At 39.9% G+C, this 24,013-nt stretch carries 21 protein-coding genes; 8 read left to right on the top strand and 13 right to left on the bottom strand.

What is annotated here, in order from left to right:
- Window positions 1-5 precede the first annotated feature (5 nt).
- Complete coding sequence (locus M1F03_RS05260; protein WP_154623291.1) at window positions 6-356, top strand: RidA family protein; 351 nt, start codon at window positions 6-8, stop codon at window positions 354-356.
- Window positions 357-533: 177 nt separating this feature from the next.
- Here M1F03_RS05260 and M1F03_RS05255 read toward each other — a convergent pair whose 3' ends face one another.
- Complete coding sequence (locus tag M1F03_RS05255; protein ID WP_196714195.1) at window positions 534-806, bottom strand: DUF1471 domain-containing protein; 273 nt, start codon at window positions 804-806, stop codon at window positions 534-536.
- 278 nt (window positions 807-1,084) lie between these two features.
- Between M1F03_RS05255 and M1F03_RS05250 the strand changes: the two genes are divergently transcribed.
- The 3 genes from M1F03_RS05250 (at window position 1,085) to miaE (ending at window position 6,457) form a co-directional block, all read left to right on the top strand.
- Window positions 1,085-2,740 (top strand): alpha-keto acid decarboxylase family protein, encoded by a 1,656-nt coding sequence (locus M1F03_RS05250; RefSeq protein WP_251463697.1) that lies wholly within the window; start codon window positions 1,085-1,087, stop codon window positions 2,738-2,740.
- A 389-nt stretch (window positions 2,741-3,129) separates the two neighbouring features.
- Window positions 3,130-5,694: a DNA mismatch repair protein MutS gene (gene mutS, locus M1F03_RS05245; protein WP_154622358.1), complete on the top strand. Its 2,565-nt coding sequence runs from the start codon at window positions 3,130-3,132 to the stop codon at window positions 5,692-5,694.
- Between the two features lies 1 nt (window position 5,695).
- A complete protein-coding gene (gene miaE / locus M1F03_RS05240; protein ID WP_154622359.1) occupies window positions 5,696-6,457 on the top strand; it encodes a tRNA isopentenyl-2-thiomethyl-A-37 hydroxylase MiaE in 762 nt (253 codons plus the stop codon).
- 95 nt (window positions 6,458-6,552) lie between these two features.
- Here the strand turns inward: miaE and rpoS are convergent, their stop codons facing one another.
- The 12 genes from rpoS to cysG form a co-directional block, all read right to left on the bottom strand.
- Window positions 6,553-7,539 carry an RNA polymerase sigma factor RpoS gene (rpoS, locus tag M1F03_RS05235; RefSeq protein ID WP_154622360.1) on the bottom strand — a complete coding sequence of 329 codons (987 nt, stop codon included), beginning with the start codon at window positions 7,537-7,539 and terminating at the stop codon, window positions 6,553-6,555.
- 54 nt (window positions 7,540-7,593) lie between these two features.
- A complete protein-coding gene (gene nlpD, locus M1F03_RS05230) occupies window positions 7,594-8,664 on the bottom strand; it encodes a murein hydrolase activator NlpD (protein ID WP_163860787.1) in 1,071 nt (356 codons plus the stop codon).
- A gap of 354 nt (window positions 8,665-9,018) precedes the next feature.
- Window positions 9,019-9,645, bottom strand: a complete 627-nt coding sequence (locus M1F03_RS05225; RefSeq protein WP_154622362.1) for a protein-L-isoaspartate(D-aspartate) O-methyltransferase — start codon at window positions 9,643-9,645, stop codon at window positions 9,019-9,021.
- Window positions 9,642-10,403 (bottom strand): 5'/3'-nucleotidase SurE, encoded by a 762-nt coding sequence (gene surE / locus M1F03_RS05220; protein WP_163860786.1) that lies wholly within the window; start codon window positions 10,401-10,403, stop codon window positions 9,642-9,644. Before surE ends, M1F03_RS05225 begins: the two co-directional genes overlap by 4 nt.
- Complete coding sequence (gene truD, locus M1F03_RS05215) at window positions 10,381-11,430, bottom strand: tRNA pseudouridine(13) synthase TruD (RefSeq protein ID WP_163860785.1); 1,050 nt, start codon at window positions 11,428-11,430, stop codon at window positions 10,381-10,383. The genes surE and truD overlap by 23 nt, the downstream gene beginning before the upstream one ends.
- On the bottom strand, window positions 11,396-11,908 hold the full coding sequence (ispF, locus tag M1F03_RS05210) for a 2-C-methyl-D-erythritol 2,4-cyclodiphosphate synthase (protein ID WP_154622365.1): 513 nt from the start codon (window positions 11,906-11,908) through the stop codon (window positions 11,396-11,398). The genes truD and ispF overlap by 35 nt, the downstream gene beginning before the upstream one ends.
- Before the next feature lie 12 nt (window positions 11,909-11,920).
- Window positions 11,921-12,643: a 2-C-methyl-D-erythritol 4-phosphate cytidylyltransferase gene (gene ispD / locus M1F03_RS05205; protein ID WP_154622366.1), complete on the bottom strand. Its 723-nt coding sequence runs from the start codon at window positions 12,641-12,643 to the stop codon at window positions 11,921-11,923.
- A 65-nt stretch (window positions 12,644-12,708) separates the two neighbouring features.
- On the bottom strand, window positions 12,709-13,011 hold the full coding sequence (gene ftsB / locus M1F03_RS05200; protein WP_154622367.1) for a cell division protein FtsB: 303 nt from the start codon (window positions 13,009-13,011) through the stop codon (window positions 12,709-12,711).
- Window positions 13,012-13,411: 400 nt separating this feature from the next.
- Window positions 13,412-14,017, bottom strand: a complete 606-nt coding sequence (gene cysC, locus M1F03_RS05195; RefSeq protein ID WP_163860784.1) for an adenylyl-sulfate kinase — start codon at window positions 14,015-14,017, stop codon at window positions 13,412-13,414.
- Between the two features lie 5 nt (window positions 14,018-14,022).
- A complete protein-coding gene (gene cysN, locus M1F03_RS05190; protein WP_318840095.1) occupies window positions 14,023-15,465 on the bottom strand; it encodes a sulfate adenylyltransferase subunit CysN in 1,443 nt (480 codons plus the stop codon).
- Between the two features lie 13 nt (window positions 15,466-15,478).
- The gene (cysD, locus tag M1F03_RS05185; protein WP_318840094.1) at window positions 15,479-16,387 is read right to left on the bottom strand and encodes a sulfate adenylyltransferase subunit CysD; all 909 of its coding nucleotides are present in this window, start codon (window positions 16,385-16,387) and stop codon (window positions 15,479-15,481) included.
- Between the two features lie 12 nt (window positions 16,388-16,399).
- The gene (gene cysG / locus M1F03_RS05180) at window positions 16,400-17,812 is read right to left on the bottom strand and encodes a siroheme synthase CysG (RefSeq protein WP_154622371.1); all 1,413 of its coding nucleotides are present in this window, start codon (window positions 17,810-17,812) and stop codon (window positions 16,400-16,402) included.
- A 300-nt stretch (window positions 17,813-18,112) separates the two neighbouring features.
- On the opposite strand from cysG, the gene treR reads away from it, so the two are divergent.
- From treR to pgmB, 4 genes are all read left to right on the top strand, one after another.
- Window positions 18,113-19,078: a trehalose operon repressor TreR gene (treR, locus tag M1F03_RS05175; protein ID WP_154622372.1), complete on the top strand. Its 966-nt coding sequence runs from the start codon at window positions 18,113-18,115 to the stop codon at window positions 19,076-19,078.
- Window positions 19,079-19,200: 122 nt separating this feature from the next.
- Window positions 19,201-20,622 (top strand): PTS trehalose transporter subunit IIBC, encoded by a 1,422-nt coding sequence (gene treB, locus M1F03_RS05170; RefSeq protein WP_154635559.1) that lies wholly within the window; start codon window positions 19,201-19,203, stop codon window positions 20,620-20,622.
- A 25-nt stretch (window positions 20,623-20,647) separates the two neighbouring features.
- A complete protein-coding gene (locus tag M1F03_RS05165) occupies window positions 20,648-23,371 on the top strand; it encodes a glycoside hydrolase family 65 protein (RefSeq protein ID WP_251463693.1) in 2,724 nt (907 codons plus the stop codon).
- Window positions 23,364-24,011: a beta-phosphoglucomutase gene (pgmB, locus tag M1F03_RS05160; protein WP_251463692.1), complete on the top strand. Its 648-nt coding sequence runs from the start codon at window positions 23,364-23,366 to the stop codon at window positions 24,009-24,011. The genes M1F03_RS05165 and pgmB overlap by 8 nt, the downstream gene beginning before the upstream one ends.
- The last annotated feature ends 2 nt before the right edge of the window (window positions 24,012-24,013 follow it).

Genomic DNA, 24,013 nt, shown 5'->3' with positions numbered 1-24,013 from the left:
CAAATATGATAAAGCGTAATAATCCCAAACCACGTTTAGCAGATAGCGTTGAATATGCAGGTTTAGTTTATTTATCAGGGCAAGTTCCAACTGATTTATCTGGTGATATTACCTCTCAAACCCAAGAAGTTCTCGCAAAAATAGATGCTTTGCTAGCTGCGAGTCATAGTCATAAAACTCGAATCCTTTCTGCTCAAGTATGGATTAAGGATATGAAGCGTGACTTTGCTGCATTTAATACGGTTTGGGAATCTTGGATGCCAGCTGAGTATAGTCCTGCACGTGCGGCAGTGGAAGCAAATATGGCGAGAGAACAAGTGCTTGTGGAAATTATGGTTATCGCTGCGCAAAATTAATTTTTATTAACAGCAACTGTCCAATTTTACTCACCATTATTAATGAAAACGCCTTTTTATTCTAAAGGCGTTTTTTATTCTCTGAAAAATACGATATACAAAAGAGTTTCTATTCTATATAGAACAACACCATACTATATAGTAAAAATATATATTATTAGATGCGACTACTTATCATTACTGTTTTTTGTATAGGCTTGCTGTAACAGAGACATCATTACCGCTTCCTTCAGATTCAATGGAAGTGATAACAAAATACTCGGCCCCTTTCTCATCTGCCTTTTGAGAAATAGCTTTTACATAATCTGCCGATACACCATCGTTCATGACAACATTTACTGTGCCAGCAAATTTTAAATAAAGAGATTTAGTATAATTAATCTCCGTTGCACCAAAAGCGATTGGACTTAATAAGGCTAAAGATAAAAATAAAACCTTCAATCTATTCATCGTCAAGCCATCCTAAAAATTAATTGATTTATATTTTCTAGGACACTAATAAGTTACGTGTTTTTTGTCAATGACACACACCATCATATCTGTACGCTCCTTTCAAGAATAGAAATATTATTAGTGCTTAACAAACAAAAGATTACCTCCTAATTTATATTTTACGCTTTATTATATTATTTCATTTATACAACGCGGATCACATCGAATAACTCATATTGAAACCGTCCACAAAAGACTGCTTATTAACCATTATTAAATAATTAATGGAGAGAAAAGTGAAAAAAACAGTTATACAGTATTTATTGTCGCAACTCTATGATTTAGGTATTAGTGACATTTTTGGTATTGCTGGAGATTATTCATTTCCAATTAATGATGCTGTCTGTGAGCATAACGAACTACGCTGGGTTGGTTGTTGTAATGAATTAAATGCTGCCTATGCCGCAGATGGTTATGCCCGAGTAAAAGGTATCGCTGCACTCTCAACAACATTTGGTGTTGGTGAATTAAGTGCGATTAATGCCATTGCAGGTTCTTATGCCGAATATTTGCCTATTTTTCATCTCGTGGGCATGCCTTCAAGTCGAATGTTACAAAGCCAAAAATTAATTCATCATTCACTCGGCCATAGTGACCATACTCTATTCTATAAAATGTATCAGCCATTGAGCTGTGCACAGGCAATTCTTACCCCTGAAAATTGTGTCGAGGAAGTAAAACGATTAATTACATGCGCTTTATCTGAGCGTAGGCCTGTTTATATTGGCATTCCAGCCGATTATGCACAAATGGCAATCCATACAGATATGCCATACCCACCAGCGATAAGTCCCCCCAACAGTCATCAGGAAAATTTGGCTGTCGTAATTACCGCTATCTTAAATAAGCTGACAAACAGTAAAAAAATAAGTGTACTCCCAGGGATTTTAATTGCGCGTTTAGGGCTCGAAAATGCCGTGTTATCCCTAATCAATAAATCCAATCTGCCTTATGCTTCTATGATTATGGATAAAGGAGTATTAAGTGAAACAACCCCCAATTATATGGGAGCCTACTATGGTAAATTAATGAATCAACATGTTTATGAATATGTTGAAAGTAGTGATTGCATTATGAGTATTGGCGTCATGATGACGGATATGAATACAGGCTGTTTTACCGCGGATATTCCCGTCGAAAACCATATCAGCATTATGCCAGATCATGTCAATATTGGTCCTAATCACTACCCTCACGTTTATATGAAAGATGTGCTTAACGCTTTGCAAGAACAAATCCCTGTTTTCCATCAAATGCCCCCTAGTGTTCAACCTTTAGGTGAGCCCCCCGTCACCGATAATGAATTAATATCAGCTGAATACCTCTACTCTCGATTGGAAAAAATGTTTCAAGAGAACGATATTATTATTACTGATACAGGGACGTCATTAATGGGATTACTCTCTGCACAACTTCCGAAAAACGCTCAATTCTATAACCAAGCATTATGGGGGTCTATCGGATGGTCTACTGCTGCTGCATTTGGAGCTGCTTTAGCTGCACCGCATCGTCGGGTCGTATTAATCACAGGAGAAGGTGCACACCAATTAACCGCACAAGAGATCTGTCAGTTTGCCCGTTTTGGATTAAAACCCATCATCTTCATCATTAATAACGATGGATACCTCTTCGAGCGACTCATATGTAAAAATCCCAATGCTTATTTCAATGATATTGCTCAGTGGAATTATGCTCAATTACCTGCGGCACTCGGCTGCCATGATTGGTATTGTCAAAAAGTCACTTGCTGTGATGAACTTGACTTAGCTATTACTCAAGCTGAATCACATGATAGTGCCTCATATATTGAAATCATTACGGGGAAATATGTCGCCCCAGAGCTTGCGCATAAATTGCGCTCTTCATTAGACTCGTTATATTCAGATGAATAAATTTCAACCACTGGTCACGGAAGATAAGCTCACGGGGAAAGTGGCTAATTTTTAAATACACTTAAACATAAAATTTAAGGCTATTACTGGTTAAAAACAGCCATTTTCTCCGAACATTCACGAGAGAGACAACGTACAATTTGAGGTAGAGTCATGCCAAATTGGCACAGACTCTTTTTCTCTTAGCCTAATTTCTGCGAATCTTTTCCTAAATTTTTACTCATATCCATGTTTGCGGATGAATTTCTAACAAGACGTTATACAATAGGCCAACGCTGAATCACTAATTGGGCTAACTCTGTGATACTGTAACAGTGATAAGTAAAATGCAATCAGGTACTAATACTCGTAAAACTCCATAAACTCATTAAGTAACAACAGACAATGCTATGACTGACAACCAAAATTTCGAATCCCATACACCAATGATGCAGCAGTATTTAAAACTAAAAGCACAACATCCCGATATACTGCTGTTCTATCGTATGGGAGATTTTTACGAGCTTTTCTTTGATGATGCCAAAAAGGCGTCTCAATTATTAGATATTTCACTGACTAAGCGTGGGCAAACTGCGGGTCAGCCTATACCTATGGCGGGAGTTCCGCACCACGCCGCGGAAAACTATTTGGCAAAATTAGTGCAAATGGGTGAATCTGTTGCAATCTGTGAACAAATAGGCGACCCAGCAACCAGTAAAGGGCCTGTTGAACGAAAAGTTGTACGTATTGTGACCCCAGGAACAATTACTGATGAAGCATTACTGAATGAGCGTCAGGACAATTTACTGGCTGCAATTTGGCAAGAGCCACAGGGTTATGGCTTTGCCACCTTAGATATTACTTCAGGCCGGTTTATGATCAGTGAGATCGATGATGAAGAAGCCTTACAAGCTGAATTACAACGCACTCGTCCTGCTGAGTTACTCTATCCTGAAGACTTTACCAGTATGACTCTGATTGAGAACTGTAAAGGGCTGCGTCGTCGTCCTTTATGGGAATTTGAATTAGAGACAGCGAAGCAGCAGTTAGGTCTACAATTCGGCACAAAAGACCTTATTGGTTTTGGTGTTGAAAATGCTTCCAGAGCGCTACGAGCAGCAGGCTGTCTTCTTCAATATGTTAAAGATACACAACGCACTGCACTGCCCCATATCCGTAGCATTATCATGGAAAGGCAATCCGATAGTGTTATTCTTGACGCGGCAACGCGCCGTAATCTCGAAATCACCCAAAATTTATCGGGTGGAACAGAAAATACATTAGCAGCCATTTTAGACCTATGTGTAACCCCAATGGGGAGTCGTATGCTAAAACGCTGGCTACATACACCGTTACGTCATATTCAAACCCTTAATAATCGTCAACAGGCTATCACGGCGCTACAACAGTGTGGCTTTGAGTTATTACAGCCCCTACTTCGCCAAATTGGTGATTTAGAGCGTGTACTCGCACGATTAGCATTACGTTCAGCTCGTCCCCGTGATTTAGCGCGTATGCGCCACGCTTTTGAGCAATACCACGAAATTCATCAAATTCTCAGCCAATCCAACAGCGAATATTTACAAAGCTTACAAAAACGTATTAATCAGTTTGATGAATTACAAGATCTGTTACAACGCGCTATTATTGATGCCCCCCCAGTGCTCGTACGTGACGGCGGTGTTATTGCCCCCGGCTATAACAGTGAGCTGGATGAGTGGAGAGCGCTTGCTGATGGAGCAACAGATTACCTTGATAGACTGGAAATTCGAGAGAAAGAAAAGCTCGGCATTGATACGCTAAAAGTTGGCTACAATGCGGTGCATGGATATTTTATTCAAGTTAGTCGAGGTCAGAGCCATTTAGTCCCTATTCATTATGTACGCCGCCAAACGCTGAAAAACGCTGAACGGTATATTATTCCCGAATTAAAAGAGTACGAAGACAAAGTACTAACATCGAAAAGCAAAGCATTAGCGATTGAAAAAGCGCTTTACGATGAGCTATTCGATATGCTTTTGCCCCATTTAGCCAATTTGCAAATCAGTGCGGAAGCACTAGCTGAACTAGATGTATTGAACAACTTAGCAGAACGAGCTGAAACGCTTGGCTACACTTGCCCACAACTGACAGATAAACCGGGCATTCATATTACTGAAGGTCGTCACCCTGTCGTAGAGCAAGTACTCAGCGAGCCATTTATCTCTAATCCGCTTTCGCTGTCTCCGCAACGCCGGCTCCTCATCATCACAGGGCCCAATATGGGGGGTAAAAGTACCTATATGCGCCAAACTGCGTTGATTACTTTGCTTGCTTATATTGGTAGCTTTGTTCCCGCGACTAAAGCCGTTATTGGCCCTGTAGACCGTATTTTTACGCGCGTTGGTGCTTCAGATGATTTAGCCTCTGGGCGTTCTACTTTTATGGTTGAAATGACCGAAACCGCTAATATTTTACATAATGCGACTGAACACAGCTTGGTCCTTATGGATGAGATTGGCCGTGGAACATCAACTTACGATGGTCTATCTCTAGCTTGGGCTTGTGCAGAAAATTTAGTCAATCGTATAAAATCGATGACCTTATTTGCAACCCATTATTTTGAATTAACAACACTACCTGAGAAATTAGAAGGTGCTGTTAATATCCATCTAGATGCGATGGAACATGGTGACACCATTGCCTTTATGCATAATGTTCAAGAAGGTGCGGCAAGCAAAAGTTATGGTCTCGCTGTTGCTTCTCTTGCGGGCGTGCCTAAAGAGGTCATTAAACGCGCGAAACAAAAACTTAAAGAGCTAGAGTTCATTTCCAATAATACCAATGCTAGCCATGTTGATAGCGCACAATTAAGCTTTTTAGCGCCTGAAGAACCGTCACCAGTTCTCAGTGCATTAGAGACTATCGACCCTGATAGATTAACACCGAAACAAGCATTAGATTGGTTATATCGTTTAAAGGAAATGGATAAGTAGTATGCAAGATCACGCTGAGCTACTGGCGCCTATCAGCGCGTTTTTACATTGTGAAACGCCTGATAGTTGGGTTAAAAAAGCAAGTGAGCCTGAAAGTTTACCTATACTCTTAAAAGACCACCTTTTATGTGAATTAAAAGCGGCGCAAAGCGCAATGTTTTTGATCCGTAAATATGCCGTTGATAAAGAGAGTGCCGCGACACTGCTTGCTTGGTTTAAACCTTATGAGGACTTTGCCTACGATCGTATAGGAAATGTTGATACTTTAAAGCATAAAAACCAAGTATCAAAACAGATCCTAGCAAGAAAACAGTCTCCTTATAGCCAAGATTTAATTGATAAAATGGTACTCTTGATTAAAGAGGAACTTCATCATTTTTATCAAGTGTTAGAAATTATGCACCAACGAAATATTCCTTATGATGGCATAACAGCAAGCCGTTATGCTAAAGGTCTGTTTAGCCATATGAGTGGGCATGAGCCGCAAACATTGGTCGATAAACTGATCATTGGTGCTTATATTGAAGCCCGATCATGTGAACGCTTTGCTAAGCTAGCCCCTTTTTTAGATGATGATTTAGCTAATTTCTACGTCTCATTATTGCGTTCGGAAGCGAGACACTATCAAGATTATCTGCAACTAGCACAATCTATCAGTAAAACAGATATCAGTGACCGCGTTAAAATGTTCGGTATTATCGAAGCACAGCTTATTCTGTCTCCCGATAATGATTTCAAATTTCATAGTGGTGCGCCAATATAAAGCCTAAGGCGACAAACCTCTTTTGACATATTATCCATAAAAAGAAAGCCCTCAGTTTGTCGCTGAGGGCTTTGATAATCTACTGTTAACGATTTTTACATATTAAATAAGGCTTCCAAAGAAAGATCCTCACCTTGTAAAATATCTTTTAACCTTCTTAACCCTTCCACTTGAATCTGACGTACTCTTTCCCGTGTTAATCCAATTTCTCGACCAACCTCTTCGAGCGTTTCTGCCTCATAACCCAATAAACCAAAACGTCGTGCTAATACTTCACGCTGTTTAGGATTCAATTCAAATAACCACTTCACAATGTTTTCTTTTAAGTTGTTATCTTGAATTGTATGTTCTGGGCCTGATTCATTCTCATCAGATAGAACCTCAAGTAAAGATTTTTCAGAATCACCGGCAATAGGCGTATCAACCGAGGTAATACGTTCATTTAAACGTAGCATACGGCTAACATCTTCTACTGGCTTATCTAACTGTTCGGCGATTTCTTCAGCGCTAGGCTCATGATCAAGTTTTTGCGCTAATTCTCGGGCGGTTCGAAGGTAAATATTGAGCTCTTTGACGATATGAATAGGGAGGCGGATGGTTCTGGTTTGATTCATGATGGCACGTTCAATCGTCTGGCGTATCCACCACGTCGCATATGTTGAAAAACGGAAACCTTTTTCAGGATCAAATTTTTCAACTGCGCGAATTAACCCTAGATTACCTTCCTCAATGAGATCAAGTAATGCTAGGCCCCGATTATTATAACGTCGAGAGATCTTAACAACTAAGCGAAGATTACTTTCTATCATGCGTTGACGTGAAGCAATGTCACCACGCAAGGCTCTCCTAGCATAGAAAACTTCTTCTTCAGCTGTCAGGAGCGGAGAGAATCCAATTTCACTGAGATAAATTTGGGTTGCATCCAGAACACGCAAATTCGTGCTCTGGAATAAGTCCATTTCATCGTCTAGTTCTGCAACCAGATCCTCTTCTTTGAATTGACTCTCATCAAAAGCATCATCCATCATGCTGTCGTCGAGGTCATTGTATAACTCGTTAGCTTTCAGCGAACTTTGGCTCATCAGTGACTCCTACCCTTGATAATGAGGACAGAATGTCATTGCATTCTGCCCAGTTTATCGCTGCGGTAAGTAGCGCAGCGGGTTTACTGATTTTCCCTTGTAACGAATTTCAAAATGTAGCCTAACCGAGCTTGTACCGGTGCTACCCATAGTTGCAATTTTTTGCCCAGCAGCGACATCCTGCTGATCACGCACAAGTAACGTATCGTTATGCGCGTAAGCACTTAGGTAGTCATCGTTATGTTTTATTATTATAAGATTTCCATATCCACGTAGTGCATTTCCTGCGTATACCACTTTACCGGGAGCAGCAGCGAGTACAGGTTGGCCTCGTGAACCGGCAATATCAATGCCTTTATTTCCACCTTGCGCATCAGAGAAACCTTCTATCATTTTCCCTTCTGCTGGCCAGCGCCATTTTATCGATGAGCTATTTGTACTGCTTGCTGTCGTCGTAGAAGTTGTAGAAGCAGTCGAGGTTGTTGCTGTAGAAACTTGCGTTGCAGGCTTCTTATTATTAGGCAACATTTTACCCGTATTTTGACCGCTTCCATTTGCAGGATACGCATTAGTTGTTCGAAGATCAACCGGTTGCTGGTTACTATTTGATGAATTTGATGCTAATTGTCCGTTTGAGTTCACATTTCCATTACCAATATTGATCACCTGCCCAACATTTAGGCTATAAGGCTCTGGAATATTGTTTTTCGATGCTAACTCACGGAAATCATTGCCCGTTATATACGCTATGTAGAATAACGTATCGCCACGCTGTACCGTGTAAGTACTACCGCTATAACTGCCTTTTGAAATACTGCCATAGTCACGGTTATAGATAATACGGCCTTGTCCATCCATATTCACTGGGGCCGACGTGCGAACAGATGATGAAGAATTTGCAGACAAATTAGGCCGTGAAGAAGGCATCGCAATACTCGTCCCACCACTATTGCTTGATGGTGTTCTTTGAACTGTTTGTTGACTTGATTGATTTCCTTGACCTTCATTTACGCTAGTAATCGGCGCTGCTGTATGGTACGGAGTTGAACATCCAGCCAGTAATGCCCCGCCAAATGAAAAGATCACCGCCCATCGAATTCTGTTTATTGGGCTAACAATTTTCATGCATCTTCTCCCGTGAAGAAAAATCTGACATCACAACTAAATTTGCGTCAGTAAAACATTCGAGCCTATTATTCTCATCATACTTCAAGTTGCAGCATTGTTAACTAGGTTTATGCGCATAGGTCACCTCTTTTATAGGCCCTGCATCACCTAGCTACAGCTTGAATTATTTAGAACATTAAAACTCTTAAACGAAAAGTATTTGGCTTATTAAAACAGAAATATAAATTATTGAACAAGCCAAATATATCAAAAATATAACAATTTGAGATTATGACTTAATAGAAAATGCGACTTACTCAGTTTTAGAGCAGTCAAGGTCATATTTTGTCGAAGATCATCGCCACTAAATCGCTAAGCTAAGTCACCTGAAACTAAAGGAACAAAGCGCACTTTCTCTATGACATTTGCGTGATAATCATTTCCTCGACGAATAATCAACTTGAGGGCTTGGTCTTTATCCCCAACAGGTAAAACTAAACGTCCACCTTCTTTTAATTGCTGTAATAGCCGAGGAGGAATTTCACTGGGTGCTGCGGTGACGATAATCGCATCAAAAGGCCCTTTTGATTGCCATCCTTCCCAACCATCACCGTGACGAGTAGAGATATTATGCAAATCAAGTTGTTTAAAACGGCGTTTCGCCGTCCATTGTAAACTCTTCACCCTTTCGACTGAAAAAACATGATCCGCTAAATGCGCTAAAACAGCCGTTTGATAGCCAGAACCTGTGCCTATTTCTAAAACATGATCTTGCGGTGTAACCGCAAGCAATGCGGTCATTTTAGCAACAATATAAGGCTGAGAAATAGTTTGCCCATAACCTATAGGTAATGGGATGTTATCATAGGCCTTATGTGAAAGCGCTTCATCCACAAAACGTTCACGCGGAACTCGTGATAAAGCGTCTAATAGGCGCTCATCGTGAATTCCCTGTTGGCGTAACTGTGCCAATAGTTCTTTCATGAGCCCTGTTTTCATTCTACTTTCACTCCTGATTTCTCTAGCCACTCTTCAATCAATGAATGTGCTTTATAAGCTGTTAAATCCACTTGTAAAGGCGTAATGGAGACATAACCTTGCGATACCGCCTCAAAATCGGTACCAGGCCCTGCATCGCGGATTTCCCCCACTGGCCCAAGCCAATACAGCATATTACCTTTAGGATCTTCGAGATTGTAAACCTCAGAGGCGGCATGACGACTGCCACAACGAGTGACTTTAATCCCTTTCACTTCATTGTAAGGAATATCAGGTACATTGATATTCAATATATTGCCTGCTCGCAATGGATTTTTTTGTAACAATGCCAATATGTCACAAGTCACTTTTGCGGCGGTTTCAAAATGCGTGTCACCATCAAGAGAAACTGCTATGGAAGGTAAACCTAAGTGTCGACCTTCCGTCGCTGCCGCAACGGTACCTGAGTAAATGACATCATCCCCAAGGTTAGGACCACAGTTAATGCCAGATACAACAATATCAGGCCTTGGTCTCACCACTTTGTTAACACCAATATAAACACAATCTGTCGGCGTACCTTCTTGTACTGAAAGGTCACCATTAGCCAGTGTTTGGATCCTTAAAGGTTTATCTAAAGTTAATGCGTTTGATGCACCACTACGATTACGATCAGGTGCAATCACTTGCACCTGATAATATTGGCGTAAAGCAGCTGCCAGTGTTTGGATACCAGGGGCTGTCACACCATCGTCGTTACTCAATAAAATTTTCAGCATCGGCACTATCCTGATTAATAAGTTCTCGCACCACGCTCGTTGCAAAACTTCCCGAATTAAGGAAAAAACACATTTTTAATGTCGTTTGATCAACCCATTGCCATTGAAGGTTTTGAGGTTTCATCATCATCGCCCTACGTGTTGAGGATACCCGTTCCGTTTTCATCAATGTTATCAAGGCGCGATAATTCTCTAAGCAACCCGTCTCAAAGGCTAGCGCATCTTCTTGCGTACCTAATTCACCATCACCGGGCAAAGGTGCCGTGATGCTAAGTTCAAATGTATCAACTCGGGGTTGTAATGAAGAAAATTCTTCTGTCGTTGCCACAAACCAACTGCCACGCCCTGTCAATTGAAGAGCATCACCTAATAACACTTGATTGACGGTCTGGTTCGCAATACGCTCACTCGTCACGTGGTTAAACATCGCACTGCGTGCTGCTGACAGGTAAAAGCTACGTTTGTTGCGCTCACGAACAGTAATTTCTTGATTTGCCCAGCGTAACGCTTGAGTTAAATTCTGTCCATCTCGACCAAAGCGTTGTTCACCAAAATAGTTAGGAACGCCTTGCTCTGCTATTTTCTGTAAACGCAATTCGACATCGTCAGGATCCGAAATCTCCCGAATGGTCAATTCAAATTGGTTTCCTTTCAAGGTGCCAATGCGCAATTTTCTTTTTTGTCTCGTTGTCGCAATCACTCGACAGCCATCAAGTTGCCACAAAGAAAAATCAGGTGTTTCTTTACCTGGCATCTGCAAACAGAACCATTGTTCCGTCATCGCATTGCGATCTTTTAAGCCAGCATAGCTCACTGCTCTTGCTGAAATTTTTGCGAACTTAGCGAGCTGCTCGGCAACAAATAGCGTGTTATAGCCAATCTTTTCAACACGAACCATAACATGCTCGCCTTCTCCATCAAGCTCAAAACCTAAGTTTTCCTTAACGATGAAGTCTTCAGGCTGACTTTTTAGTTTACCGAATGATAGCGGCTTACCATGCAGGTACTGTACATTCATGATTTTCACTACCATTATCTTTAACAAGTAATACTACCGCAGCACATGCAATACCTTCTTTACGACCAACAAAACCTAATTGTTCAGTTGTCGTCGCTTTAACATTAATGTCATCCATATGGCATTCTAGGTCTTCTGCAATATTGACACGCATTTGTGGAATATGTGGCAGCATTTTAGGGGCTTGTGCCATGATAGTGACATCAATATTACCGATACTGTAACCTTTTGCACGTACATGACGATAAGCTTCTTTTAGTAGCACACGGCTATCAGCACCTTTATAGGCCGGATCGGTATCTGGGAATAATTTACCAATATCCCCGAGTGCAGCAGCCCCTAAAATTGCATCCGTTACTGCATGTAATACAACATCACCGTCAGAGTGAGCTAATAAACCTTGTTCATATGGAATACGAACCCCACCAATAATGATGGGACCATCACCACCGAACTTATGTACATCGAACCCGTGCCCAACTCTCATGATTTATTCCTTTTATTTCATTTTAGAAAGATAAAATTCTGCCAGAGCAAGATCTTCTGGTCTGGTCACTTTTAAGTTATCTGAACGCCCTGAAACCAATACAGGTTGATAACCACAATATTCAAGGGCAGAGGCTTCATCTGTGATAACCGCATTTTCTTTCAAAGCTTTACTTAAACAATCCCGCAATAACAATAATGGAAAAAACTGTGGGGTTAATGCATGCCATAATGCTTCACGTTCAACTGTATGATCAATAAGAGCAGACGTTTTAAAACTCCGCTTCATTGTGTCTCTAACAGGCGCAGCAAGAATTCCGCCACAACACTCTTTTGTTGATAGCTGAATAATTTTATTTAAATCATCTTGATGCAAACAAGGACGTGCTGCGTCATGCACCAACACCCACTTATTTTGCATGCTTTCGTTTTTGGCTAAAAGGTTTAACCCCGCCATCACTGAGTCCGCGCGCTCTTTTCCACCGTTTACTGTGGTCACTCGCGGATCTTGTGCAATATCAAGCTTAGCAAAATAATCATCATCCGGGCTGAGTGCGACAACGATATGGGTGACGCTAGGGTTGAGTAACAATGCACTAATCGTGTGTTCAATGATTGTTTTCCCTGCGACTTGTAAATACTGTTTTGGGCAATCAGCATTCATACGGCTGCCAATACCTGCCGCGGGAATTATTGCAACAATTTGCGGGTTTTCCCCAATGATTGAGTTATTCATTATGTTGGATCTTACATCGAAATTAATGGCCAATCGCGATAATAATTCATGAGCAAATACGTTATTTATTGATTATTAGATGCTTTCTGATTATTACTTTCTTTGACCATTCTATAAAATGATTCGCCAGGTTTGATCATTCCGAGTTCTGTGCGAGCTCGTTCTTCAATCGCATCTTGACCATCGTTTAGGTCATTAATTTCAGCAAATAACTGCTCATTACGCACTTTTAAGCGAGAATTGATAATTTCTTGCGCTGCAACATCGTCTTTTACTCGCACATAATCATGGATACCATTTTTTCCTAACCATAGAGAATATTGCGTCCAAGCTAATACTGCGATTAATAGAAGCGTTAATTTGCCCATTCTGCCCCCTGAAATGATTTGCTAATCATCCCATAACTCAGCTCATGACGCTACTAAGAAGAAAGTAATGTCATAAAAGTCAGAGTAAATCACATATTATATGATTAAAATTCACTCAACTTAGTGTTGATCACGCTGTTTTTGTTCCGTTTCTCACTAGCAAATTATAGGGTACCTTGAATCATAAAAATCACTATTACCAATCCAAGTGAAATTTGCCAACAAAAATACGAGCGCCAAGACAATATTGATTGTACTTTCGTGCAACATCTTAATAGAAAAAGGTTATTTTATCAGCGTGAAAGTAAAAAGAAGATACCATTAAATGTGATTTAACGGCGTCGTTGATGAAAAGATGCTACTCAAGGCCATTCAGCAACATCTTTTTGAGAATAACAGATTAGGTTTTAATAACTTGTTGAGTTTTCAGCAAGTGGAGAATTTGCGTTATTGAATCAGCGATGGGCTGCCGTCCATCAATGCGTAACTCCGGCTGTAATGGCTCCTGATACGGAGAGTCAATCCCTGTAAAATGCGTTATCTTCCCCTCTCTCGCTTGCTTATACAGCCCTTTTGGATCGCGTTGTTCACAGATGTCTACTGGTGTTGCTACGTGCAATTCAAAAAATTGATTTGCTTCAAACAATTCACGAACCCGTTGTCTGTCCTCTCGATAAGGAGATATAAACGCTGTCGCAACTATCAGTCCAGCATCAACCATCAGCTTAGCCACTTCGCCAATGCGTCGAATGTTCTCTTGCCGATCTTCCTCGCTAAAACCAAGGTCTCGGCATAATCCATGGCGTACGTTATCACCATCAAGCAAGTAAGTCTTAATCTCCATCTCGGCTAATGTTTGTTCAATTGCACCAGCCAATGTTGACTTACCTGAGCCAGACAGCCCCGTAAACCATAGCACTGCCCCCTTATGGCCATTCGCTCGCTCTCTAAATTGACGCGTAATGGCATGTGGATGCCACACAATATGTTCATTAATCAAATCCATGATAGTTATTTTCCACCCAGCAAATCACGAGCTCCCCAGTGAGGGAAGTGGCGCCTAATTAACTTGTTCAGCTCGATTTCAAATTCACTAAAGTGATCATCTTGCTCAATGAAATCTGCTTTAATTTCACGAACGAGTCCCGCGCCTGCTGTAACATTCGTTAACCTATCGATTAAGATCATGCCGCCGGTATCCGCATTATGTTGATAATTATCCAATAACAGGGGTTCATCAAACGAGAATTCAACAAGGCCAATACTATTTAGCGGTAACTCAGTCGCGACCTTTTGCGTCAAATTATTCACATCAACTTGATATTGAATATTTTCTACCTTCGCTCGACTTCTTTTGCCTGCAATTTTGATATCTAACTGCTGCCCCTGTACCAATGGTTGTTCTGACATCCAAACAACATCGATAAGCGCTTGACGCGTTCTTGTTAGCGTATCATCCTCGGCAACAATTAAATCTCCGCGACTAATATCAATATCATCTTCCAAGACCAACGTGATGGCTTCACCGGGTATTGCAACATGTTGTGAACCCTCGAAAGTGACAATATCTTTGATTCGCGATAACTGCCCAGAAGGAAGCACTTTAACAGACTGCCCAATATGAATTATTCCTGAAGATAAGGTGCCGCTATAACCTCTAAAATCAAGGTTAGGCCTATTCACATATTGAACGGGAAAACGTAATGCTTGCTCTGAGGCTTTTTGCTGAACTTGAACATTCTCTAAAATTTGCAGTAACGTCTCACCTTGATACCAAGGTAGATTGTGACTTTTATTAACAATATTATCGCCATCAAGTGCCGAAATAGGCACAAACCATACATTAAGGTCGATAGGCAACTCAGTCGCAAAAGACTGATAATCTTGTTTAATTTTTTCGAATACGCTTTCGCTATAGTCCATCAAATCCATTTTATTGACGGCAACCACTAAATGGCGGATCCCCAGCAACGTGCTGATAAAGCTATGACGTCGCGTTTGCTCTTGAACACCTTTTCGAGCATCGATCAACAAAATAGAAAGTGAGCATGTCGATGCGCCCGTTGCCATATTTCGGGTATATTGCTCATGCCCAGGCGTATCTGCAATAATAAATTTACGCTTTTGCGTGGAGAAATAGCGATATGCGACATCAATAGTGATGCCTTGCTCACGTTCAGCTGCAAGACCATCCACCAGCAACGCAAGATCTAACTTTTCCCCCTGTGTTCCTATACGTTTACTGTCATTTTGCAGAACAGAAAGTTGATCTTCATAAATTTGCCGTGTGTCATGAAGTAAGCGACCAATGAGCGTACTTTTTCCATCATCCACATTCCCGCAAGTCAGGAAACGTAATAGCCCTTTCTCCTGTTGCGCTAACAAATAAGCTTCCACACCACCTTGTTGCTTGATTTGCTCCGCAATTGTTTCATTGTATGTGACATCTGCCATAACGTTTCCCCCCTTAAAAATACCCTTGGCGCTTTTTTTGCTCCATTGATGCTGACTGATCGCTATCAATTAATCGGCCTTGACGCTCACTGGTTGTCGATATCAGCATTTCCTCGATAATCTCAGGTAATGTTTCTGCCTGTGATTCAACGGCTCCAGTTAATGGCCAACATCCTAAAGTACGAAAACGGACTTTACGTTTAGCAATGACTTCGCCCGCTTGTAAGTCAATACGGTCGTCATCGACCATTAATAATGTGCCATCACGCTCCAACACAGGGCGTTCTTTCGCAAAATAAAGGGGAACGATGTCGATATTTTCCAAATAGATATATTGCCAAATATCCAGTTCAGTCCAGTTTGATAAAGGAAAGACACGTATACTTTCACCTTTATTTATTTGCCCATTGTAGTTATGCCATAACTCAGGGCGTTGGTTTTTGGGATCCCAGCGATGAGAGCGGTCTCTAAAAGAATAGATTCTTTCTTTTGCTCGTGACTTTTCTTCATCACGTCTTGCACCGCCAAATGCCGCATCAAAACCATATTTATCGAGCGCTTGCTTCAATCCTTCTGTTTTCATGATATCAGTATGCTTTGCACTACCATGTATGAATGGATTGATTCCCAGTTTAGCCCCTTCTGGATTACGATAAACTAAAAGCTCAAACCCATAATTTTTCGCTGTTTTATCGCGAAACTCATACATTTCACGGAACTTCCACCCAGTATCAACATGTAACAGCGGAAATGGCAATTTACTCGGATAAAACGCTGTTCGCGCTAGATGAAGCATGACGGATGAATCTTTGCCTATTGAATAAAGCATTACCGGGTTTGCAAACTCAGCCGCGACTTCACGTAAAATATGAATGCTTTCGGCTTCCAGTTGCTGCAAATGAGTCAATCGTTTTTCATTCATGATGGCCTCCTTTTAAGCCAATTCCAGCACGGCGGAACGCCATCTGTTTTCCACGCCATGATGACCAAACCAAGCTAATTGTTGATGCAATGCAACAACCTCGCCAATCACCAATAAAGCAGGGGAAGGTGCTTGCTGAGCAAGTGTCTCTAATTCATGTAACTGCCCGCTAAGCACCTGCTGATTATTGCGTGTTCCGCAACCAATGACCGCAACAGGTGTGTTTGGAGAACGTCCAAACTCAATCAGTTGTTTACTGATATATTCAGCTTTTACCGTTCCCATATAGATAGCTAATGTTTGATGTCCGCTAGCCAGTGCTGGCCAGTCAAGGTCGTTACCATTATTTTTGCAATGACCCGTGATAAACGTGACGCTTTGAGCATGTTCTCTATGTGTAAGCGGGATCCCCGCATAGGCGGTTGCACCAATCGCGGCTGTAATACCAGGAACCACTTGGAAAGGAATTTGAGCTTCTGCCGCAACCTGAAGCTCTTCACCACCTCGCCCGAAAATAAACGGATCCCCCCCCTTTAATCGAACAACTTTTTTTCCTTGTTTAGCCAATTTGACGATTAATGCATTCGTTTCTTCTTGTGAAACCGAGTGATGATGAGCTCGCTTTCCGACACAGATTTTGTCTGCATCTCGTCGCACTAAATCAAGTACTTCCTCACTGACTAAGTTGTCATATAAAACAACGTCCGCGTTTTGCACAACTTGCAAGCCTTTTAACGTCAACAAGCCCGCATCACCAGGCCCAGCGCCTACTAGGATAAGTTCGCCGCTATTATCCCTTTCAGATAATTGCTTCTCTAATTGCTGTTCGGCTTCAAGGAGTTGACCTTTTTCAACTAACGATGCAAAACGACCATTAAAGCTTTTTTCCCAAAAGCGTTTTCGTTCACGCATGCTCGTTATCGATGATTTGACTTTTTCTCGCCACCGCCCTGCTATTTTTGCCATATGCCCTAACGAATTCGGCAACATGGCTTCAAGTTTTTCACGCAATAAGCGAGCAAGAACCGGCGCTGTTCCCCCAGATGAGATGGCGATAACGACGGGGTCTCTGTCAATAATTGACGGAACAATGAAAGAACATAATGGTTTCTCATCCACAACATTAACTAAAATTTGTTGTGACTCCGCATCATGAAAAACTTTCTCATTCAATGCAGGTTGGTCTGTTGCAGCGATCACGAGATAAGCCTTTTCGATATGAGAAAAATGATACTCTTCCTTAACCCAGATAAATTTTTTTTGCTCATAAAGACGTTGTAAAACCGGACTTAATGTAGGAGATATGACCATAAGCGCTGCATCGACTTTCAGTAACAGCTCTGCTTTACGTGCCGCAACATCACCACCGCCAACTAGCACAACTTTACGGGATCGCAGATCCACAAATAACGGTAAATATTCCATCTTACTCTTCCGGTGTTATATCACTTTTTTATGACAACGATTTAAATTGACTATATGGCGTGCAAGTTGGGTTATGAAATGCCAAAAATTCATTAGATGTAACGCAAAGGAATAAGTCATTACTGAGTCAATGGCAGAGACCAAATAGGTCAGTGAATACGGAGAAGGGTGATAACGGATGTTGATCGCTTCTTTTATACAAATATCTTGAAAAAAATGAGTTAGACTAAGATCATCAATAGAACAAAAATATAAATTATTTAGCCTTTATAAGTATTCAGCCAATTAAGACGAAACATCATGATAAATACTGATAAAAAAAAATTAACCATCAATGATATAGCAAAATTGTGCGGTGTAGGTAAATCAACGGTTTCACGTGTCATTAATCAAGATCCAATGGTTAATGAAGAAACTCGACAAAAAGTTAATCAAATAATCAAAAAATATCAATTTACGCCATCAAAATCGGCTCGTGCGATGCGAGGATACTCAAATCGTTCTTTTGGCATCATCATGACTCGTCTAGATTCTTATGCAGAAAACCAAGCTGTCAGCTCCATGCTACCTATTTTCTATGAAAATAATATCGACCCAATTATTTTAGAAACCCAGTTTAAGCAAGAGAAAATAGAAGAACATTTAAAAATGCTTGCTCGTCAAAAAGTTGACGGTATTGTGCTCTTCGCTTTTTCAGGTATAGATACCAATAAATTGGTCGAATGGAAGCAAAAAATGGTGGTCATTGCACGACCATTAGAAGGGTTTGTTTCAATCTGTCACGACGATGACAATGCAGTTAAAAACTTAATGCATTATTTTCATGGACAAAAGAAACATGACAAAATCAGTTATGTTGGGATCAATATTCATGATGAAACAACGGGCTTACTTCGTTATCAATCCTACTTACAATATTGCGAACAGCATCATTTAACCCCTCATGCACGTCTAGGTGAGCTAAATTATCAAAGTGGTTACCTGCTCGCTAAAGAAATAGTCACGACATCCCCACAAGCTATCTTATGCGCAACAGATTCTTTAGCATTTGGCGTTCAAAAATATTTGTCTGAACAAAAAATGACACATATTGATGTTGCCTGTATTGGTCGCAACGACTTACTGACATTTTTATTTCCTCAAACTAAGTTTTACCGTTTAGGTTTTAGAGAAAGTGGGAAAGAAGCAGCTAATATATTGATCAAAATGCAAAAAGAAACAATTCCCCCTCAAAAAATCATTATTTCTAGCGACAGCTTAAATTAATAATTTTCAATAATTAATGATAATGACATGTGATCATCGTCTAGTTATGGGAACGTTCCCGTTTGAATAAGTCAAATAACGATATATATTAAAAAAAACGAAACCATCACGAGAAAATGAATATGTCTAGTGCCAAAGATTTAAAAGCCATTGAAGAGCTTATTGTGCTGATTGGCGGTAAAAATAATATCATTAGTGTTTCTCACTGCTTAACAAGGTTACGCTTTGTCCTTAATGATCCCAATCTTGCTGATATAGATAAAATAAAACAAATTCCTTTTGTTAAAGGCTGTTTTAATAATGCAGGTCAATTTCAAGTTATTATTGGTATAGAAGTTGAAAGCTACTATAAAACACTTTCTAATTGTTTAGAGTTAAAAACAAAAAGCAAAGATGAGGTCAAATCTGACGCCAAAAAAAACATGAGCTTTTGGCAAAGACTAATAGCTAATTTGGCTGAAATATTTGTTCCTTTATTACCAATTTTAATTTGTGGGGGCTTACTTTTAGGTTTACGCAATGTCATCGGTGAAATGCCGATATCAGAAAATAAACCATTAACCTATTTTTATCCTTGGCTACAACCTATCTATGAATTTCTATGGTTACCTTGTGAAGCGATATTCCATTTTTTACCCGTGAGTATTTGTTGGTCTAGTACTAAAAAAATGGGGGGTACCCCAGCTCTCGGTTTAGTACTTGGTATTACATTAGTGTCACCTCAGCTGATGAATGCCTATAATTTAGGTTCCCAAGTGCCTGATATTTGGAACTTTGGATTATTTACCATTGCGAAAGTAGGCTATCAAGCTCAAGTCATTCCTTCTATTTTGGCTGGATTATTTTTAGGTTGGTTTGAAACCCGCTTACGCCGTTATATCCCCGATTATTTAAAATTGGTTATTGTTCCAATCGTTACCCTAATTGTTTCTGTTTTTGTTGCCCATGTTATTTTAGGCCCAATAGGCAGAGGGATCGGTAATGGTATCGCTGAAATAATCAAATTATTAATGTTAGGTGACTTCGCCCCTATTGGCTCTGCTATCTTTGGTTTCTTCTATTCGCCAATGGTGATTACCGGATTACATCACACAACCTTAGCCATTGATCTACAAATGACTCAGAGCTATGGCGGTACACCTATTTGGCCAATTATTGCGCTCTCTAATATTGCTCAAGCATCTGCGGTTGTTGGTATTATCATTGTCAGTCGTAAAGTCAATGAACATGAAATTACTATTCCTGCGGCTATCTCGGCTTATTTAGGTGTCACCGAACCCGCCATGTATGGGGTTAACTTAAAATATGGATTTCCAATGCTATGCGCAATGATTGGATCCGCGCTTGCGGGGTTGATTTGCGGTTTAAATCATGTGTTATCAAATGGTATTGGCGTTGGTGGTTTACCTGGCATTTTATCGATACAGCCTACTTATTGGTTAGTTTATCTATTTGCCATGATTGTTTCTATTATCGTTCCGATTGGGTTAACGATTATTGCCTATCGCTATAAAGAAAGAAAAGGCACGCTACAAGCTAATTAATGTATCATTAAATTTAAGGTTTATTATGAATTACTTACTTATTATTTTTTCAGATATCAGCGTGTCTGTTGAAGACAAAAATAAAAAACAACATTACTCATTTGATTTTTTAAATAATACTTATCATGACTGGTTAAACGTTGTTGAGAAAATAAAAAATGACTTTCCTCTGATGCATGGAGGTATTATAGCTCCTCCTTTTGATCCGGATGCTGAAAAAAATGCTATTATTAAAACAAAAGATAATAAAACAATTAACTTAGCAAACTTTTTCTCTGAGACGTTTAACTCTCCTTTTATTATAGAAAAAACGAACTCATTAAATCAGTTAACGAATATAGCGGAAAAATTAGCTGATAAAGAAAATGAATTTACATGGTCTATCGAATATTCAGGGCTAACGTCAGGTAAAGATGAATATTGCCAAGAGTCACTATTGACTGTTGCAAATGGTTATATCGGACTACGCGGCACATTACCTGAAATGACCGCCAGCAAAAATTACTACCCAGCAACCTATGTGGCAGGATTATATAATCAAGCAACATCCCAAATAGGTGATCATCAAGTTATTAATGAAGATTTCGTTAATGCGCCGAATGGACAATTTATCTCCCTTAGAATCGGTGACTCTGATTATATTCATCCTAATAACGTAACGACTCACCGCCTCACCCGTCATTTAGACATGAAAACCGGAGTGATGTCATCTGATTGGCTGATTAAAACCGCGGATGGAAAACAATTGAGTATTCGCTGCTTCAAGTTTACCAATATGGCGGATATGTCCCACTATTGTCTTCACTACCAATTTACGCCATTAAATTTCTCCGCGGAAATAACCGTAGTCACCAGATTAGAAGGAAATACGGTTAACGCCGGAGTGGAACGTTATCGTAGTCTTAATCAACATCATTACCATGTGTTAAAAACAGGTGCAAAACAACAAACAGCTTACCTATTAGCAGAAACAAATCAGTCAAAAATAGGGATAGGTTTGACCTCAAATATTTATGGTGATTTTTTTACAGACAAAGACATTGTTTGCCATATTTCTGAATCCGTGGTTGATCAAACAATTACTTTTAATGCCAAACAAAATATCAGCTATACATTAGAAAAATGTGTTGCTATGACAACCTCTACCGCCTACCCACATCATTGGCATGAAATTGTAAACTGGCAACTTCCTACCTTAAAAGCGCAATTATTAGAGACTAAACAAGCATGGGCAAGCTTATGGAATAGCGCTGATATTGTTGTTTCAGGCGATTTAATGACACAAAAATTGTTGCGTTTACATACCTACCATCTGCTTGCATCGGCTTCACCATTTAGTAATGAAAAACATCAATTAGATGTATCTGTAACAGCAAGAGGCTTACACGGCGAAGCCTATAGAGGGCATATTTTCTGGGATGAAATTTTCATACTGCCTTTTTATATCATGCATTTTCCTAACACCGCTCGCCAACTTTTACTCTATCGCTATCATCGTTTAGAAACGGCGCGTTCAGCAGCCAAAGCGGCAGGTTTTCAAGGAGCCATGTTCCCATGGCAATCAGGGCATGATGGTAGTGAACAAACACAAGTGCTACATCTCAATCCACTCTCTGGACAATGGGATCCGGATCATAGTTGCCGTCAACGCCATGTTTCATTAGCGATTGCTTACAACGTCTGGCTATATTGGCGCAATACTCTTGATCATCAATTTATGGCGGATTACGGTTTAGAATTACTCAATGAAATTACCTTATTTTGGGTAAGCCTATGCCAATTTGATGAACGAGATCAGCGTTTTCATATTAGTGGCGTTATGGGACCTGATGAATTCCATGAAAAATATTCTGACTCACAAGAAGGTGGTTTAAAAGATAATGCCTATACCAATTTAATGGTCGCATGGCTATTTAATGAAATAGTGACACTGTATAGCAATAGCCACTTTACCCATAAATTCACTGAATTGGGCTTTGATGCAGATCTCATCCAGCAACTTAACCATATTAGAACCCAACTGGCCGTTACGCTTAATCAAGATGAAGTGATTGAACAATTTTCAGGTTACTTTTCGTTGAATGAATTGGATTGGGAAAGCTATCGCCAAAAATATGGCAATATTTATCGTATGGATCGGATATTGCGTAAAGAAAATAAGTCAGCCGATGATTTTAAAGTCGCTAAACAAGCCGATACGCTGATGTTATTTAATAATCTAGATAAAGCGACCGTCAAATTCTTAATTGAGTCTCTAGGCTACTCATTGTCTGACGATTTCGCTGAAAAAAACCTTCAGTATTATCTTGAACGAACGTCTCATGGTTCAACGTTATCTCGTATTGTTCATGCCTATTTAGCCGAACAAATACAAAGACATGACCTGTCATGGAAACTTTATCAGGATGCCTTATATTCAGACTACAATGATATTCAAGGTGGAACAACTGCTGAAGGAATTCATACCGGTGTCATGGCCGCAACGTTAAATACCACGATTATGGCTTATGCGGGTGTGGATATTCGTCAAGATACTCTCAATATTACACCATCATTGCCAAACCAATGGCAGAGACTGAGTTTCCATTTAAACCATCAAAATGTTTTGTATCACATTAACCTAACTCATAATGACATTACTGTTACGAGCGATAAAGCCTGCATAATATCCATTAATCATCATCAATATCACCTTATTGATAACACGGCTTTTTGTTTAAACTTCAATGAGGATAAAACTAATGGTTAAAGGTCTGATATTCGATTTAGATGGCGTTATTGTGGATACCGCTGGCTATCACTATTTAGCATGGAAGAAATTAGCGAATGAAATTGGTATTGACATTAATGAAGAGTTCAATCAAACCTTAAAAGGTATTAGCCGAACAGAATCATTAGATAAAATATTAAATTATGGTAATAAGCAAAACCTTTTTTCTGCTCAAGAGAAAAGTGAATTATCAGAAAGAAAAAATAACTACTATGTGAAGTTATTGGATAACATTACGCCAAAAGATATTTTACCTGGCGTGTTAGAATTAATTGAACAGGCCTATCAATACAATATTCCTTGTGTTATCGCTTCAGCATCTCAGAATGCACCAACGATATTAAAGAAATTAAATATTGATAGTTATTTTCAAGCTATTGTTGACCCTAAATCCTTAGCAAAAGGAAAGCCTGACCCAGAAATATTTTTAAAGGCAGCACAACTTATTCATGTCCCCGTAGAATTTTGTGTTGGCTTTGAAGATTCAATAGCAGGAATACAATCTCTAAAGAAAGCAGGGATTTATGCTATTGGTATTATCGCTGAAGGGTTATTACCCGAAGCAGATCTGGAAGTAAACTCATTGACTGAAATAAATATACAGACACTACTCCAATAATA

It is taken from the genome of Providencia sp. PROV080 (assembly GCF_033688105.1).
In the GTDB taxonomy this organism is placed as follows: Bacteria; Pseudomonadota; Gammaproteobacteria; order Enterobacterales; family Enterobacteriaceae; genus Providencia; species Providencia zhejiangensis.
Note: the sequence above shows the minus strand (reverse complement) of the source record. Positions and strands in the feature narration are given on the sequence as shown.